We start from the raw sequence: 18,182 nt of genomic DNA, 5'->3' as shown, positions 1-18,182 counted from the left end.
CTCACTCCTCTACGGTCATCTTGCGCAAGGCGGGACGGCGGCGAGCGGCGGGCCTCTCCGACCACGCGGCGAGCGCGGACACCGTCGGCAGGTCGAAGAACGTGCGGATGGGAATCTCGACCCCCAGCTCGGTGCGGACGCGGCTGATCAGCCGGGTGGCCAGGAGCGAGTGCCCGCCGAGGGCGAAGAAGTCGTCGTCGATGCCGACCCTCTCCAGCCCGAGCACCTCCGCGTACAGGGCGCACAGGGTCTCCTCGCGCTGGTTTCGGGGCTTCCGTCCGGCCGCGGCTCCGGAACGGTCGGGTGCGGGGAGCGCAGCACGGTCGAGTTTCCCGTTCGGTGTGGTGGGGAATTCGGTCATCGGCACGATCGCCGAGGGGACCATGTACTCCGGCACGCGCTCCCGCAGCAGGGCCTTCAGACTCTCGACGTCGAGCCCGGCCGGGTCCGCCCCGCCGTCCGGCACCACGTACGCGATCAGCCGCTGGTCCCCGGCGCGAACCTCCCGCACCACCGCGACGGCCTGCGCCACACCCGGATGCGCGGCGAGCACGTGCTCGATCTCGCCCAGCTCGATCCGGAAACCCCGGACCTTCACCTGGAAGTCGGTACGCCCGATGTACTCCAGCCGACCGTCCCTCCCCCACCGCACCAGATCTCCAGTGCGATACATGCGCGCACCGGCAGGGCCGAACGGGCACGCCACGAACCGCTCCGAGGTCAGTCCGGGGCGGCCGAAGTAGCCCCGGGCCAATCCGTCACCGGCGATGTAGAGCTCGCCCGCGACCCCGCGGGGAGCCGGCAGCAACCGCGCGTCGAGGACGTAGACCTGGGTGTTCCCGATCGGCGACCCGATCGCCACCGCCGTCCCGGCCTCGACGGGCGCCATGGTCGACCAGATCGTCGTCTCCGTCGGACCGTAGACGTTCAACACCTCGACGGCCTGGCCGGCCAGCGTCTCGGCCAGCGGGGCGGGCAGGGCCTCACCGCCCACCAGGACCCGAAGCCCCTTCGCGGCGTCCGGCTCGTGGGTCAGCAGCATCTGCCAGAACGCCGGCGTGGCCTGCACGACGGTCACCCCGTGACGGCGCATCATCGCCACCGCCGACGTATCGGAAGCGGAGTCCTTCTCCCCCGCCAGCACCACCGCGGCACCGGCGATCAATGGGAGATAGAGCTCCAGCGCCGCGATGTCGAACGAGACCGTCGTCACCGCCAACAACCGATCTTCACGCGTCAACGGCACCCGCCGGCTCATCGTCGCCAGGAAATTCGCCAGCGCACCCCGCGAAACCGCCACGCCCTTCGGATTGCCCGTCGACCCCGACGTGTAGATCACATACGCCGTGTTCTCCGGCGAGACGGCCACCTCGGGCGCCGCGTCCGGCAACCCCGGCCAGTCCGCGCCGGCCAGCACGTCGTCGTCCAGCACCAGCACCGGATCCGCGTCGCCGATGATGTAGCCGATCCGAGAGCGCGGATGGTCCGGGTCGATCGGGACATAGGCGGCGCCTGCCTTGAGCACCGCCAGCAGCGCGACCACGAGATCCGCGGACCGCCGCAGGCGGACGGCCACCAGCGACTCCGGCCGCACACCACGGCCGATCAGCCACGACGCCAGCCGGTTCGCCCTGACGTCCAGCTCCGCGTACGACAGCGACGCCTTGTCGCCGATGACGGCCGGAGCATCGGGTGTCACCGCCGCCCGCCGTGCCACCGCCTCCACCAGTCCCGGCTCCAGCGTCGGCTCGGCCGTGTCGTTCACCTCGTGCAGCAGCCACCGCCGCTCGTCCTCGCCCAGCACGTCGATGTCCCCGAGGCGCGTGCCGGGGTCGGCGAGGAACTGGCCGAGTATCCGGGTGTAGCGGTCGGCGATGCCGGCCGCGGTGTCCGCATCCAGCAGGTCCTTCTGGTACTGCATGGAAAGCTGCAATCGCGGGGCGGGCACGGCGGTCAGCGTGACCGGGTAGTGCGTGCCGGCGAACGGCCGCGCCCCGGTGACGGCGATTCCGGCCGAGGAGTCGGCCGCGTCGAGCGCTCCGGTGTCGACGGGGAACGACTCGAAGAGCACCAGGGTGTCGAACAGCGCGCTCAGCCCGGTGGCCTGCTGGATCTCCGCGAGGCTGTGATGATGGTGGTCGAACAACGCGGCCTGCCGGTCCTGCAGCGCGGTGAGCAGGCCGGCGAGGGTGTCCTGCCGCTCGCAGCGTACCCGGACGGGGATGGTGTTGATGAACAGGCCGACCATGTCGCCGCCGTCCATGAGGGCGGCCGGGCGGCCTGCCACGGTGGCGCCGAACACGACGTCCGTCCGCCCGGTGAGTTCCGCGAGCAGCACGGCCCACGCGCCTTGGACGAGGGTGTTGAGCGTGACGCCGAGTCGCGCGGCCCGCCGGGACAGGCCGTCCACGTCTTCGAACGTCATCTCGATGTGCGCGAAGCCTTCGGGATCGCGCTGCCCGCCCGCGCGTGGCACGAGCAAGGTGGGTTCGTCCACCCCGTCGAGCTCGGCCGCCCATACACCCGCGGCCTCGTCACGGTCCTGCCGTGCGAGCCACGACAGGAAGTCACCGTAGCTGCGGGTACCGGGCAGGCCCGTCGGATCGCCGTCGGACGAGTAGAGCGACAGCAGGTCCCGCATCAGCAGGGGCATGGACCAGCCGTCGAACAGCGCGTGGTGGGCGGTCAGCACGAGTTCGGCCCGATCGGGCTCCAGGACGGCGAGCGCCAGCCGGATCAGGGGCGGGGCGCTCACGTCGAAGTGGGCGGCCAGGTCCCGCGCGAGGAATCGCTCGAACGCCTGGTCCCGTTCCGCCGCACCGGCCGCGGTCAGGTCGAGGTGCTGCCACGGCAGGGACACCGTTTCCGGCACCACCTGCACGATGTCGCCGTCCGCCTGGTCGACGAACGCCGCGCGGAGGTTGGCGTAACGTCCCAGGAGCGCCTGGCCGGCCCGCCGCAGCCGCTCCGGGTCGACCTCGCCGGACAGGTGGAAGACCCACTGCGTGTGGTAGGCGTCGAACGACGTGCCGGCCAGCATCGTGTGGAACAACATCCCGGACTGCACCGGGGTCACCGGCCACACTTCGGACAGCCGGCCGAACCGGTCCTCCCATGTGTCGATCTCCTGCTGGCGCACCCCGGCCAGCGGTGCGTCCGACGGAGTCAGCCCACCGGCGCCCGGGGCCGAAGCGTGCCGGGCCAGGCCGGTCAGCGCCTCGACCCACAGCCCGGCCAGCTCGGTCACCTCGGCACGGGACAGCACACCAGACTGGAAGCTGAAGCACGCGGTCAGCCCGTCCCCGTCGGCAACCGCATCGATCTCCAGCTCGGACCGCACCGGTGCGTTCCCGCCCGGCCCGGCGGCCAGGTCCCGGTGTGCCGTGTCCAGCTCCCATCCCAGGCCGCGCAGGTCCGCGGGGAGGTCCGCGCCGGAGGACGAGCCGTGGTAGGTGAAACCGATCGGTGGTTCCCGGTCACCGGTGAGCTCGGCGGCGGTGTCCGGGTTGAGGTGGCGCAGGAGGCCGTAGCCGGCGCCGTCGCCCGGTACCGCCCGCAGCTGCTCCTTGACGGCCTTGATCGCTCGTCCGGCGGCCGGACCACCGGCGAACGCCTCCGCCACGTCGATGCCGGGCAGTTCCAGCCGCATCGGGAACACCGCGGTGAGCCACCCGATCGTGCGGGACAGGTCGGCGCCGGGCACCACCTGCTCGTCCCGGTCCCGGCTCTCCAGCCGGACCAGCGCCGGCGCCTCCGGCAGGCCGCGCGACTCGCGCCGGCGGGCCAGCGCCAGCACCAATCCGGCGAGCAAGCCGTCGTCGGCGTCGGCGCGGAACGCCGAGGGCAGCCGGTCCAGCAAGGTCTCTGTGACATCTGCGGGCACGTTGACCTGCACCGTGTCCGCGACGCCACGCTCTCGGTCCGGCTCCTGCTCCCGTGCCCCGAGCACGGGCTCCTCGTCGCGCAGAATCTGTTGCCAGAACGGCAGTTCCGCCACCCGCGCCGGGTCGGCCGCCTCGCCGGCCAGGGCGTGTGCCCATCGGCGGAACGAGGTGCCCACCCGCGCCGGTGCCGGAGTCCGGGCCTCCCGTGCCCGCCGCCAGGCGAGAACCAGGTCCGGGACCAGGATCCCCCAGGAGACGCGGTCCATGACCAGGCGGTGCACGACGACCAGCAGCCGGTCGGCGTCCGAGTCCGAGGTGAGCCACACGAACTGCGCCATGACGCCCGCGTCCGGGTCCAGGCGGCCCGCGGCGGCTTCGAGCTCGGCGAGAACCGGGTCACCGCCAGTGTCATCGCGGCGGACCGTCCGCAGCAGCGCTTCGGCGGCCACGCCGCCGGGCGGCCCGATCAGCAGGCCGGGCTCCGCTCTGTCGAGCCGGGCGCGCAGCACGTCGTGCCGGTCCAGCACGGCCTGGATCACCGCGACCAGCTCCGGGCGGTCGACGTCCCCGGGCGGGATCAGCACCCTTGAGGTGCAGAACGCGCCGATGGCGCCACCGAGCGCGAGATCGGGCGCCACCGCCGGAGGCAACGGAGCCCACCCGACGCCGCCACCCGGCAGCTCGGCCAGGGCGGGGCCCTCCTCGTCCCTTCCCTCGATCAGTTCCGCGAGCCGGGCGACCGTGCGGTGCTCGAAGATCTCCCGCACGCTGACCGTCACGCCACGGGCCTTGGCCCGCGCGACGACCTGGACGGAACGGATGCTGTCGCCGCCGAGTGCGAAGTAGTCGTTGTCGAGGCCGATGCTCGCCACCCCGAGCACTTCGGCGAACAGCGCGCACAGGGTCTCCTCGAGCCGGGTGCGCGGAGCCCGGCCGGTCGCCTCCCGCGCGTGGTCCGGCACCGGCAGTGCTCGCCGGTCGAGCTTCCCGTTCGGGGTCAGCGGGATCTCCGAGAGGGGCACCAGCGTGGACGGCACCATGTAGTCCGGGAGGCGGCCGCGCAGGTATTCGGGCAGCTCGGCGAGCAGCGGGCCGATCGACCTGGCGAGCGCGGGGGTGTTCGCCCGCGGCCTTCCGCCCGTGCCGCCGGGAACGAACCCGCCGGAGACGATCCGCCGCCCGTCCTGGTGTTCGTCCCGGTGGCCCGGCAGCAGCACCAGGTCGAAACAGCGCGCGTCGTCACCGGACCAGGTGACGATCGCGTCCCGCCCATGCCCACGCGCCGCACGGCGCAGTTCCTCCGGGTCGGCCGGCCCGGCCGGCGCAGACGCCGGGTCAAGGACGCCTATCCCGACAGCCGCGGCGGCCTCCTCGGCCAGGCGCGCGTTGGGTATCCCGGTCGCCCGCACCGGGCCACCCACCTGATCCGCGAAGCGGCACAGGCCGTCCAGGTCAAGCACTTCCCTGCTCCACGCCACCGCCGGCGCACCGTTGAGGTCGAGCACGTCGGCGGGTTCCTTGTAAAGCACGACCTCGTAGCGGTGCCGGGACAGTTCGTTGTGCGCGACCGCGCTCTTCAACCGGACGTCGACCCCGACCGATCGGTGCTGGGCCCACTCGTTGAACCACTCTGGAGCGATCACCAGCTCGCGTTCGGCGAGCAGTTCCTTCTCCACCAGCGTCCGCAGCTGCTCGTGCGAGGCGTGGGGATGCGCCGCGCGCTGCACCGCCGCCAGCAGAACCCGCACCGTCGCGGCGTTGCGAACGTCGCCGACGATCACCCGGCCACCGGGCGCGAGCAGGCCCATGACCTCGCGCAGCACCTGATCCAGGTAGTCGGCGCTCGGGAAGTACTGCACCACCGAATTCAGCACGACCGTGTCGAACGCGGCGCGAGGCAACCCCGACACGTCATCCGCCGCCTGGGCGCTCAGCCGGACCCGGCCGCCCAGACCGGCGCGCTCAGCCTGAGCGCGGACCCGATCCACGACCGTCGCCGAGATGTCGGTGCCCCAGTACTCCTCCACCTCGCCGACGATCTTCGCCAGCAGCAGACCCGACCCCACGCCGATCTCCAGCACACGCCGCGGCTCGAACCGCAACACCTGCGCCACCGCGGCATCCCGCCACTCCAGCATCTGCTCACGCGGAATCGGCTCACCGTCATACGACGACCTCCACAACTGGAAGTCCTCACCCAATGGCTGGTCGTTGGAGGCCGTGTAGCTTTCGTCGTACACCTGCTGCCACTCGTCGACCTGAGCGCCTGCGTCAGCCGCCGACACCGCGTCGGGCTTGGGCACCACGTAACCGACGAGGCGCTTGTCGTCCTGCTGGTCCTCCCGCACCACGACGGCGGTCTGCGCCACGCCGGGATGCGCGGCGAGCACGTGCTCGATCTCGCCCAGCTCGATCCGGAAACCCCGGACCTTCACCTGGAAGTCCGTCCGGCCGATGTACTCCAGCCGAGCGTCCTTGCCCCACCGCACCAGATCACCGGTGCGGTACATCCGCGCACCGGCAGGGCCGAACGGGCACGCCACGAACCGTCCCGAGGTCAATCCAGGGCGGCCGAAGTAGCCCCGGGCCAGCCCGTCACCCGCGATGTACAGCTCACCCGCCACCCCACGCGGGACCGGACGCAGCCCAGAGTCCAGCACGTACGCCTGGGTGTTCCCGATCGGCGACCCGATCGCCACCTGCGCCCCGGTCTCGACGGGCGCCATGGTCGACCAGATCGTCGTCTCCGTCGGACCGTAGACGTTCAGCACCTCGGCGGCCTGGTCGGCCAGGTTCTCGGCGAGCGGAGCCGGCAGAGCCTCCCCGCCCACCAGCACGCGTAGCCCCTTCGCGGCGCCGGGTTCGTGGGTCAGCAGCATCTGCCAGAAGGCGGGCGTGGCCTGGGCCACGGTGACCTGGTGGCGGTGCGTCATCGCCACCAAGGCCGGCGGATCGGAAACGGTGTCCCTCCCCGCGAGCACCACTGCCGCTCCTGAGAGCAGCGGGAGATACAGCTCCAGCGCTGCGATGTCGAACGAGACCGTCGTCACCGCCAGCAGCCGATCCGCAGACGACAACGGCACCCGCCGGCTCATCGTCGCCAGGAAATTCGCCAACGCCCCCCGCGAAACCGCCACGCCCTTCGGGCTGCCCGTCGACCCCGACGTGTAGATCACATACGCCGTGTTCTCCGGCGAGACGGCCACCTCGGGCGCCACGTCCGGCGACCCCGGCCAATCCGCGCCGGCCAGCGCCTCGGCGTCCAGGACGAGCACCGGGTCCGCGTCCTGGAGGATGTAGTCGATCCGAGAGCGCGGGTGATCCAGATCGATCGGGACGTAGGCCCCACCGGTCTTCAGCACCGCCAGCAACGCCACCACCAGATCCACCGACCGCGGCAGGCACACGGCGACCAGCGACTCCGGCCCCACACCACGACCGGCCAGCCAACGCGCCAGCCGGTTCGCCCGCGCCTCCAGCTCCGCGTAGGAGAGCGACACCTCTTCGCCGATGACGGCGGGCGCATCCGGCGACACCACCGCCTGACGGGCCACCGACTCCACCAGGCCCCGCTCCAGCGCCGGCTCGGCCGTGTCGTTCACGCCATGTGACAGCCACCGCCGCTCGTCTTCACGCAGCACGTCGATATCACCGAGACGCGTGCCGGGGTCGGCGACCACCTGCCTCAGGACGAGCGCGAACCGGTGGACGATGTCGACGGCCGTGTCGTGGTCGAAGAGTTCCGTCGCGTACTCCAGCCGCCCGTACACTCCCCCGGACTCGTTCGGGATGATGTTGAAGTACAGGTCGAGCTTCGCGGTGCCGGTGCCCGCCGGGACGGGGGTGACCCGCAGCTCCGGCATCTCGATCCGCGGCCACAGGAACTGCCAGGCCAGCATCACCTGGAACAGCGGCTGGTACGAGGTCGAGCGGTCCGGGTTGAGGAGCTCCACCAGCCGCTCGAACGGCAGGTCCTGGTTGTCGTAGGCGGCGAGGGCCTTGTCCCGCACCTGCTCGACCAGTTCGCCGAACGACGGGTCACCCGACAGGTCGGCGCGCAGGACCCAGGTGTTGATGAAGAGGCCGATCAGATCGGCCAGGGCCTCGTCGGTGCGCCCCTCGATCGGGCTGCCGATCGTCACGTCGTCGCCGCCGCCCAGCTTCTGCAGCAGCACCGCCAGCGCGGCCTGGGCCACCATCGGCGCCGTGGCGCCGCGGTCTGCGGCCAGCTTCCCGAGGCCGGCGACCAGCTCCGGTTCCAGCACGAGGTCGACATGGCCGCCGTGGTGGCCGGCCACCGCCGGCCGGGGCCGGTCCAGCGGCAGCCGCACCGGCTGCGGCACCCCGGCCAGTTCCCGCCGCCAGTGGTCCAGCTGCGCCGCGACGATGCTCTCCGGGTCGGCTTCGTCGCCGAGGAGCTGCCGTTGCCACAGCGTGTAGTCCTTGTACTGCACCGGCAGCGGTGTCCACTCCGGCGCCTTCCCCCGGTGGCGGGCCGAGTACGCCGACATCAGGTCCCGGAGGAACGGCGCCATCGACGCGCCGTCCGTGGCGATGTGGTGGAAGACGAACAGGAGCACGTGTTCCCGCGGAGAGACGCGGAAGACGGTGGTCCGCAGGGGAAGGTCCGTGTCCAGGTCGAACCCCTCGCACACGGCCTCATGCATCGAGCCGTCGACCGCGTCCGCGGCCACGTCGGCCACGCGGAAGGGGAGGATCGCCTCCTCCGGGGGCAGGATCCGCTGTTCCGGCGTGCCGTCCGTGTTCTCGGCGATGAGGGTGCGCAGGCTCTCGTGCCGGGTCGCGACGTCCGTCACCGCCGCGGCCAGAGCCGCCGTGTCCAGTGGCCCCTCCAGGCGCAGCGCGAACGGGAAGTTGTAGGTCGCGGACCTGCCTTCCAGGCGATCGAGGAACCACAACCGGCGCTGGGCGAAGGACAAGGGGATCATCAGCGCTGCTCCTCCACCGTCATCCTGCGCAGCCGGGGGCGGTTCGACGTCTTCAGCTCCTCGATGCGAGCCGCCAGCTGGGCGACGGTCGGATTGCGGAACACCATCGCGACCTTCACGTCGACATGGAGCTCGTTGCGGATCCGGCCGATCAGCCGGGTCGCCAGCAGCGAATGCCCGCCGAAGGCGAAGAAGTCGTCGTCGATGCCGACCTTCTCCCGTTCGAGAAGCTCGGCGAACAGCCGGCAGAGGACTTCCTCACGCCGGTCGCGCGGTTCCCGTCCGGTCGTGGCGGGGGTGTGGTCGGGCGCGGGAAGCGCGGCGCGGTCGAGCTTGCCGTTCGGCGTGGTGGGGAATTCGGCCATCGGCACGATCGCCGACGGGACCATGTACTCCGGCACGCGCTCCCGGAGCAGATCTGTCAACGCCTCGATGTCGAGCCCGGAGGGGTCCGCCTTGCCGTCCGGCACCACGTACGCGATGAGCCGCTGGTCACCGGCACGGATCTCCCGCACCACCGCGACGGCCTGCCCCACATCGGGATGTTCAGCCAGTACATGCTCGATCTCGCCCAGCTCGATCCGGAAACCCCGGACCTTCACCTGGAAGTCGGTACGGCCGATGTACTCCAGCCGACCGTCGCCGCCGTAGCGCACCAGATCGCCTGTGCGGTACATGCGCGCACCCTCGGGACCGAACGGGCACGCCACGAACCGCTCCGAGGTCAGCCCAGGGCGGCCGAAGTAGCCCCGGGCCAGCCCGTCACCGGCGATGTACAGCTCACCCTGCACCCCACGCGGGACCGGACGCAGCCCAGAGTCCAGCACGTACACCTGGGTGTTCCCGATCGGCGACCCGATCGCCACCTGCGCCCCGGTCTCGACGGGCGCCATGGTCGACCAGATCGTCGTCTCCGTCGGGCCGTAGACGTTCAACACCTCGGCGGCCTGGCCGGCGAGCGCCTCGGCCAGCCGTCCAGGCAGAGCCTCCCCACCGACCAGGACCCGCAGACCCGCCGCGGCGTCCGGCTCGTCCATGAGCAGCATCTGCCAGAACGCGGGCGTGGCCTGCACGACGGTGACCCCGTTACGGCGCAGCACCTCCACGGCCGAAGACTGGGAAACGGCGTCCTGCTCCCCTGCCAGCACCACCGCCGCACCGGAGATCAGCGGCAGGTACAGCTCCAGCGCTGCGATGTCGAACGAGACCGTCGTCACCGCCAGCAGCCGATCCGCGGACGACAACGGCACCCGCCGGCTCATCGTCGCCAGGAAATTCGCCAGCGCACCCCGCGAAACCGCCACGCCCTTCGGATTGCCCGTCGACCCCGACGTGTAGATCACATAGGCGGTGTTGTCCGGCGCCACCTCCGTCTCCGGTGCCGAGTCGGGATATCCCGAACAATCCACACCGGCCAGCGCCTCGGTGTCGATGAGGAGCGCCGGTTTCGCGTCCTGGAGGATGTAGTCGATCCGAGAACGCGGATGATCCGGATCGATCGGGATATACGCCGCACCCGCCTTCACCACCGCCAGCAACGCCACCACCAGATCCACCGACCTCGGCAGGCACACCGCCACCAGCGACTCCGGCCCCACACCACGACCGGCCAGCCAACGCGCCAGCCGATTCGCCCGCGCCTCCAACTCCCCATAGGTCAGCGAGTTCTCCTCGCCGACGACAGCGAGCGCATCCGGCGTCGCCTTCGCCTGCCCGGAAACCGCCTCCACCAGCCCCGGCTCCAGCGTCGGCTCGACCGTGTCGTTCACCCCATGCAGCAACCACTTCCGCTCGTCCCCGTCCAGCACGTCGATGTCCGCGAGACGCGTGCCGGGGTCTTCGAGCACCTGGTCCAGCACCCGGACGAGCCGGGCGGCGATCCCCTCGGCCGCGTCGCGGTCGTAGAGGTTGTTCTGGTAGTCGAGGGAGAGCCGCAGGTAGGGGTCGGCGGCGTTGAGCGTGAGCGGGTAGTGCGAGCCCGCGAACGGCCGGATGGCGTCGATCGTGAAGCCCGCCGCGATGTTCGCGTCGACGACGCCCTCGCGGTCGACCGGATAGTTCTCGAACACGATGATCGTGTCGAACAGGGCGGGCAGCCCGGCGCCGCGCTGGATGTCGGCCAGGCCGTAGTAGTGGTGGTCGAGCAGGGCGGTCTGCCGGTCCTGCAACTCGCTGATGACGTCGCCCACGCTGTGGTCGGGCCTGCAGAACACCCTGGTCGGCAGGGTGTTGATGAACAGGCCGACCATCTGGTCCGAACCGGGGAGTTCCGCCGGGCGGCCGTTGACGGCGGCCCCGAACACCACGTCCTGCCGCCCGGTCAGCTTCGAGAGCAGGATGCCCCACGCGCCCTGCAGGAGCGTGTTCAGCGTGACGCCGAGTTCCGCGGCGCGCCGGGCGAGCTCGCGCCCCTTGTCGACCGGCAGGGGGACCTCGACCCGCCCGAGGGCGGACGCCGTCTCCTGGACGGGAGCCGCCGGCGCGACGAGGGTCGGCTGGTCGAGTCCGGCGAGCTCGGCGGCCCATCGGGCGGCCGAGGCCTCCCAATCCCGCGTGGACAGCCAGGCCAGGTGGTCGCCGTAGCTCCGGACCGGGGGAAGCTCGTAGGCCCCGGAGTACAGCCGGATCAGATCCGTGATCACCAGCGACGACGACCAGCCGTCGAACAGGGTGTGATGCGCCGTGATGATGAGTTTCGCCCGCCGCGGCCCGCAGGTGAGCAGGGTCAGGCGGAACAGCGGCGGCCGGGTGGGGTCGAGCTGGTCGGCCCGGTCGGCGGCGAGGGCGTCGCCGAGCGCCGCGTTCTGCCCGGCTTCGCCGCGACCGGTCAGATCGATGTGCCGCCAGGGCAGGGCGACGTGTTCGGGCACGACCTGGACCGGATCGCCGCCGGCTCCGGTGAGGAAGGCGGAGCGGAGGTTCGGGTACCGGTCGAGCAGCGCCTGCCCCGCCGACCGCAGGCGCGCCGCGTCCACGTCGCCGGACAGGTGCAGCACGAACTGCATGTGGTAGACGTCGAAGGAGCCGTCGGCGACCGCGGCCTGGAACTGGAGGCCGGACTGTCCCGGGGCCTGCGGCCACACCTCGGCCAGCCGGCCGTAGCGTGCCTCCCAGTCCTCGATCTCGTCCTGCCGCACCGGAACGAGCGGGGCGTCCGAGGGCGTGAGCCCGCCGATGTCCGGGCGCGCGGCGTACGCGGCCATGCCGTGCAGCACCTCGGCCCAGAGCTCGGCCAGTTCGGTGGCCCGCTCCTCCGGCAGCACCCCGGTGGGGAACATGAAGGCGGTCTGCAACCGGGTGCCGCCGGCGGTCTCCGTGGCGACCGAGCCGATCTCCAGCGCGGACAGCGCGGGCAGGTCCGGGTCGGGCGCCGGGGCCAGTTCGGCGGACCAGGACGCCGGTCCCCAGCCGTCCGCGCGCAGGTGTTCGGGCACGTCGGCGCCGGAGATCCGGCCGAGGTAGTTGAAGCCGATCTGCGGCGCCGGATGGTCGGCGAGCTGCGCGGCGGTCTCGGGGTTCAGATGGCGCAGCAGCCCGTATCCCACGCCCTTGTCCGGGATGCCGCGCAGCTGCTCCTTGACCAGTTTGATCGCCTTCCCCGCCGATGGGCCGCCCGCCAGCACGTCGGCCAGGTCGACCCCGCGCACGTCGATCCGGGCCGGGTACATGCTGGTGAACCACCCGACGGTCCGGGAGAGGTCGGCTCCGGGGACGACGTCCTCCTCGCGGCCGTGCCCCTCCAGCCGGACGAGGGTCGAGCGGTCGGCGCCGCTCCACCGGTTCACCGCCAGGGCGAGCGCGGCGAGCAGCACATCGGTCCCGGTGCCTCGGAACGCCGCGGGCAGCCTGGTCAGCACCGCCTCGGTGACGTCGGCCGGCAGTTCCACCCGCACGGCGGCGACCGTGGACATCACGTCCACCGCCGGGTCGAACGCACGGTCGCCCAGCGGCGGGTTCGGTGCCTCGAGCATGTCCCGCCAGTACTCCACCTCCGCTTCCCGCTCCGGGGAGAGCGCCTCGGCCTGCAGCGCCGACGCCCAGCGGCGGGCCGACGTCCCGACTGCGGGCAGCTCGGGCGTCCCGCCGGACCGGACCTGCCGCCACGCCTCGGCGAGGTCCGACATGAGGACGCGCCAGGAGACACCGTCGACCACCAGGTGGTGGAGCACCACGAGCAGCCGGCCCGCACCGGGCTCGGCGGCGAACCAGACGAAGGCCGCCATGATCCCGGCCTCGGGGTCGAGCCGCCCGGCCGCGGCGTCCAGCTCCGCCTTCGCGGTCTCCAGCGAGGACGGCTCGTCCCACCGGCCGTCGCACGGAACCTGGCGGATGAGGTCCGCCGCCCGCACGGTGCCCGCCGGAGGCACGACGAGGGAGAGCTCGTCGCCGCGCACCAGCCGCGCGCGCAGCATGTCGTGCCGGTCGAGCACGGCGTCCAGCGTCGCGGCCAGCCCGCCGGCGCCGATGCCCGCGGGCAGCTCCAGCGTCATCGCCATGGCGAACCGGTTCATCCCGCCGCCGTGCTCGAACACGTGCCGCGCGACCGGCTGCAACGGCATCGGGCCGACGCCGCCGCCCGCGTCCTCCGCGAGTACGGGCACCCGGTCCCGGCGGGCGGCGGCCACCGCGGCCAGCCGGGCCGCCGTGCGGCACTCGAAGATCTCCCGTGTGGTGAGGTCCAGGCCCCGGGCCCGGGCCCGCGCCACCACCTGGATCGACCGCAGGCTGTCCCCGCCCACCGCGAAGAAGTCGTCGTCGACGCCGATCCGCTCTACCCCGAGCACGTCCGCGTACGCCGACGTGATGATCACCTCGGCCTCGGTGCGCGGCTCCCGGTAGGCCTCGCCGGCGAACTCCGGTTCGGGCAGCGCCGAGCGGTCCAGCTTGCCGGTCGGCCCGAGCGGCATCCGGCCCAGGGTCACGAAGGCCGACGGCACCATGTAGTCGGGCAGCCGCGCCGCGACGAACGTGCGCAGCTCGGCGGCCGAGGCGCCGGCCAGCGCGTTGACGTCGCCGATGCCGCCGGCACCGTCGTCACCGACGGCCCCCTCGCCGTCGTGCACCACGTACGCGACGAGGCGCCGGCCGCCCGCGGGCGCCTCCCGGCTGACCACCACCGCCTGGCTGATCCCGGGGTACCGCGCGCACACCGCTTCGACCTCGGCGGTCTCGATGCGGAAGCCCCGCACCTTCACCTGGCCGTCGGCCCTGCCGACGCACTCCAGCCGACCGCGCGCGTTCCAGCGGGCGAGGTCGCCCGTGCGGTACATCCGGTCGCCCGCGGGGCCGAACGGATTCGCCACGAACCGCTCGGCGGTGAGGTCCGGCCGGCCGTGGTAGCCGCGGCCGAGGCAGGTCCCGGCCACGTACAGCTCACCGATCACGCCCTGCGGCGCCGGGGCGAGCCCCGGCCCCAGCACATAGGCGCGCATGTTCCCCAGCGGCGTGCCGATGGGCGCGACGTCGCCCTCCGCCCATTCCTCGGACGCCGGGAGGGAGAACGTGGTGGCGTAGAAGCTCTCACTCTGCCCGTACGAGTTCACGATCTGCGCGTCGGGCAGGGACTCGCGCACCTGCCGCACCAACCGGGCCGGAAGCACGTCGCCCGCGAGCACGACCGAGCGCACCCCGGACGTCTTCCCGAGGTGGCCCACCAGCTCTTCGAGCACCGAGGGAACCGCGCTGATCACGTGCCCGTCCCAGGCGTCCCGCTCGCCGAGCATCAGCACGTCGGGCGCCACCTCGGCGGTGCCGCCGGTGGACAGGGTGGTCAGCAGCTCGAAGACCGACACGTCGAAGTTCACCGAGGTGCCGGCCAGCATCCGCCAGCCGGGCGGCGCGTCGAGGACGCGCACCAGCTCGCGCACTCCGTTGACGACGTTGCGGTGGGTGATCGCCGCGCCCTTCGGCGTGCCCGTGGATCCGGAGGTGTACATGACGTACGCCAGGTTGTCCGGGCTCAACGGAGAGATCCGGTCCGCGTCGCCCGGCGCCCCTTCGGGCGAGTCCCATTCGAGGCGGTGGTCGAGGTCGACGACCGAGATGTCGTTGGGCGGCAGGTCTCGCCACGTCCCGGTGTCGCTGACCGCGAACCGCGGGCGCGCTTCGGACAGCACGCTCACCGCGCGGCCGCCGAGGTACCGCGGGTCCATCGGCAGGTACCCGGCACCGGACTTGAGGATCCCGAGCAGGCCGGCCACCAGGTCCTCCGTGCGCGGCAACGCCAGCGCCACCAGATCCTCCGGTCCGGCGCCGCGCCGGACCAGCTCCCACGCGACGCCGTTCGCCCGGTCGTCGAGCTCCCGGTAGGTCAGCGTCCGGTCGCCGCACACGATCGCCGGGGCGTGCGGCGTCCTGGCCACCTGCTCTTCGAACAGCTCAGGGACCGTCAGCGGCCCGGAGACCGCGGTGGCGGTGTCGTTGAACCCCGTGAGCAGCCGGTCCCGCTCGGCCGCGTCGAGCACGTCGACGCAGCCGATCCTGCGCCCCGGGTCGGCCGCGAGCCGGCCCAGCACGCGGACGAACCGGTTCGCGATGTCCTCGACCGTCTCCCTGTCGAACAGGTCGGTGACGTACTCCAGACGGCAGCTCGCTCCGCCCGAACCGCTCGGGATCATGTCGAAGAACAGGTCGAACTTGGCCGTCCCGGTCTCGAGCCTTTCGGTCCGGACGTCGAGGCCGGGGAACTCCATGTCGGGCACGGGCGGCTGCCAGGCGAGCATCACCTGGAAGAAGGGGCTGTAGGCGGTGGACCGGTCGGGGTTCAGCAGCTCCACCAGCCGCTCGAACGGCATGTCCTGGTTGTCGTAGGCGGCGAGGGCCCGGTCCCGCACCCGCTGGAGGAGCTCGGAGAAGGCCGGGTCTCCCGAGAGGTCGACGCGAAGCACCCAGGTGTTGACGAAGAACCCGACGAGGTCCCGCAGCTCCTCATCGGTGCGGCCCGCGATCGGCGCGCCGATGGGCACGTCGTCGCCGCAGCCGAGGTGGTGCAGGAGGACCGCCAGCGCGGCGTGCATGACCATCGAGACCGTGGTGTCCGCCTGCGCGGCCAGCTTCTCCACGGACCGGAGCAGGTCGGGGTCGATCGAGAACCGCACCGTGTCGCCGCGGTGGCTCATCGCCTTCGGGCGCGGCCGATCGGTCGGCAGGGCCAGCGGCTGCGCCAGATCGGCCAAGGTCCGCCGCCAGTACTCCAGCTGCCCGGCCGCCAGGCTGTCCGGATCGGACTCGTCGCCGAGCACGTCCTGCTGCCACAGCGTGTAGTCCGCGTACTGCACCGGAAGCGGCTCCCACGCCGGTGCCCTGCCCTCTCTGCGGGCCACATAGGCCGTGATGAGGTCGCGGAACAGCGGCCCGAAGGACTCCCCGTCCACGGCGATGTGGTGCATCACCAGCACCAGCGTGTACTCGCGCGATCCGCACCGGATCAGCCTGGCGCGGATCGGCGCGTCGGCGGCCAGGTCGAAGTTCCCGGTGGCCTCCCCGCCGACCGCCGCAGCCCGCTCCTCCTCCGTCGCGACCTCGACGACCGGCAGGTCGAACGGCTTGCGGCCGGCGGGCAGCACCCGCTGGTGCGGGACGCCGTCCTCGTCCTCGACGATCACCGTGCGGAGGACCTCGTGCCGGTCGATGACGTCGCGGAGCGCCGACTGGAGCGCGCCCACGCTCAGCTCACCGGTCAGCCGCAGGGCGAAGGCGCCGTTGTAGGTCGGCGACGGGCCTTCGAACCGGTCCACGAACCACAGGCGGCGCTGCGCGAACGACAACGGGATCATTGTTTCTCCATATCGGCGGACGACCGGGGAGCGAGCCGCCGGTCAGTTCTGATCGAGCACCGTCAAGAGTTCGGCGTTGTAGAAGTCGTCGAAGGAGCACGCGCCCGACACCGTGGAGAAGTACCGGTCGACCAGCTCCTGGTGACCGGCCAGTTTCCGCAGCATCTCCGTCCGCCCCTCCGGCTTGAGCTCGGCCACGTTGAGCACGCCCTGGTAGAGGTCGGGGAAGTCGTCGTTCAGGTCGTTCTCGTAGCGCTTCAGCGCCGCCTCCAGCGCGGCGTCGTCGTGCAGCCGCCCTCCGATGTGCCCGGTGAGGGACCGGGCCTGGATGAAGGCGTCGGTGATGCCGCGGGCGGTGATGGAGTCCTTGTGGTGCACCGCGTCGCCGAGCAGCACCCACCCCGGCCCGTAGGCCTTGCGGAAGAAGTTCTCCTGATGCCCCGTGCCGTACAGCCGTTCCACGCGCCTGCCCGCCGCCATCCGCTCGTACAGCCCGGGGGCCGTGGTGCGGACGGCTTCGAGGAGGGAGGCCTCCACCGCGGCGCGGACGCCGGAGAACTCGTCCTGCGGGAAGTAGGCCATGATCAGCGTGAGGTCGTCGTTGGTGGGGATGGCGACGATCCAGCGTCCCGGCCGCTCGTACAGCTCCATGTGCGCGGGGACCCCCGCCCAGTAGCCGTAGTAGACGCAGGTCAGCCGCGGGTGCTCGACGACGTTGGGCGCGCCGGCCTTGCGGGCCACCAGCGATCGCATGCCGTCCGCGCCGACGACCAGCCGCGCCCGGTCCGTCGCCTCGGCGCCGCCGGGAGTCGTGTACCGCACCCCGGCGACCCGGTCGTCCTCGAACAGCAGATCGGTGACCGCGCAGGACTCCCGGAACTCGGCACCGGCCGCCACGGCGCCGCCGGCGAGGATCGGATCGAGCACGAACCGCCTGGGCGCGTAGGTCGTCCGGTAGCCGTCGACCGGCAGGGAGAAGCCGTCCAGCCGGACGCCGGGCCCCTCGTAGCTCTCGTGGTCGATCGGCCGGCAGCCCGCGTCGCGGAGCTCGTCGAGCAGTCCCCACCGGCCGAGCAGCGCCACTCCGGGCTGGTGAATATAATGCGAAGAGAGCGTGTCCTTGGGAAAGCGCGCTTTCTCCAGGAGCAGGACGCGATATCCCTCCCGCGCGAACAACATGGCCGCCGGCGAACCCGCACAACGGGCACCGATGACAATCACGTCGTACATGGCGCCTCTCATACCGAGTGAATGATGAATTCGACGCTAGCCGCGCGATCCGGCGGGGCGGAATATGTGTCCCGCCGGCAGGACATGGAGCGGCGCCGGGGTTGCCGTTATCGGGGCAGAGAATCCAGGGATTCGATGTAAGTGGAAATCGACGCCACCGTCGGATTGAGGAACATCTGGTCCACCGGGACCTCGACGCCCAATTCCTCGATGAGGGCGACCTGGATTCTGGCCATGATCACGGACTGGCCGCCCAGGGCGAAGAAGTCGTCATCGACCGACACGTCGTCGCGCCGGAGTTCGCGGCACCAGATGGCGCGCACCTTGTCGGCGATCATCACAGT

The 18,182-nt window shown here is 71.8% G+C and carries 4 protein-coding genes; all 4 read right to left on the bottom strand.

Features of this window, described 5'->3' with window-relative positions:
* Position 1 precedes the first annotated feature (1 nt).
* Entirely contained in the window at positions 2-8,833 is an 8,832-nt protein-coding gene (locus tag ACGFNU_RS36415) for an amino acid adenylation domain-containing protein (protein ID WP_392601119.1), read from the bottom strand.
* On the bottom strand, positions 8,833-16,608 hold the full coding sequence (locus ACGFNU_RS36410) for an amino acid adenylation domain-containing protein (protein WP_392601118.1): 7,776 nt from the start codon (positions 16,606-16,608) through the stop codon (positions 8,833-8,835). The genes ACGFNU_RS36415 and ACGFNU_RS36410 overlap by 1 nt, the downstream gene beginning before the upstream one ends.
* Before the next feature lie 42 nt (positions 16,609-16,650).
* On the bottom strand, positions 16,651-17,838 hold the full coding sequence (locus tag ACGFNU_RS36405; protein WP_392601117.1) for an NAD(P)/FAD-dependent oxidoreductase: 1,188 nt from the start codon (positions 17,836-17,838) through the stop codon (positions 16,651-16,653).
* 107 nt (positions 17,839-17,945) lie between these two features.
* Positions 17,946-18,176 carry an acyl carrier protein gene (locus ACGFNU_RS36400; RefSeq protein WP_392601116.1) on the bottom strand — a complete coding sequence of 77 codons (231 nt, stop codon included), beginning with the start codon at positions 18,174-18,176 and terminating at the stop codon, positions 17,946-17,948.
* Between the last annotated feature and the right edge of the window lie 6 nt (positions 18,177-18,182).

The sequence above is a fragment of the Spirillospora sp. NPDC048911 genome (assembly GCF_043198015.1).
GTDB lineage: Bacteria > Actinomycetota > Actinomycetes > Streptosporangiales > Streptosporangiaceae > Spirillospora.
The sequence above is the reverse complement of the archived record's forward strand: the minus strand, read 5'-3'. Positions and strand labels throughout refer to the sequence as shown.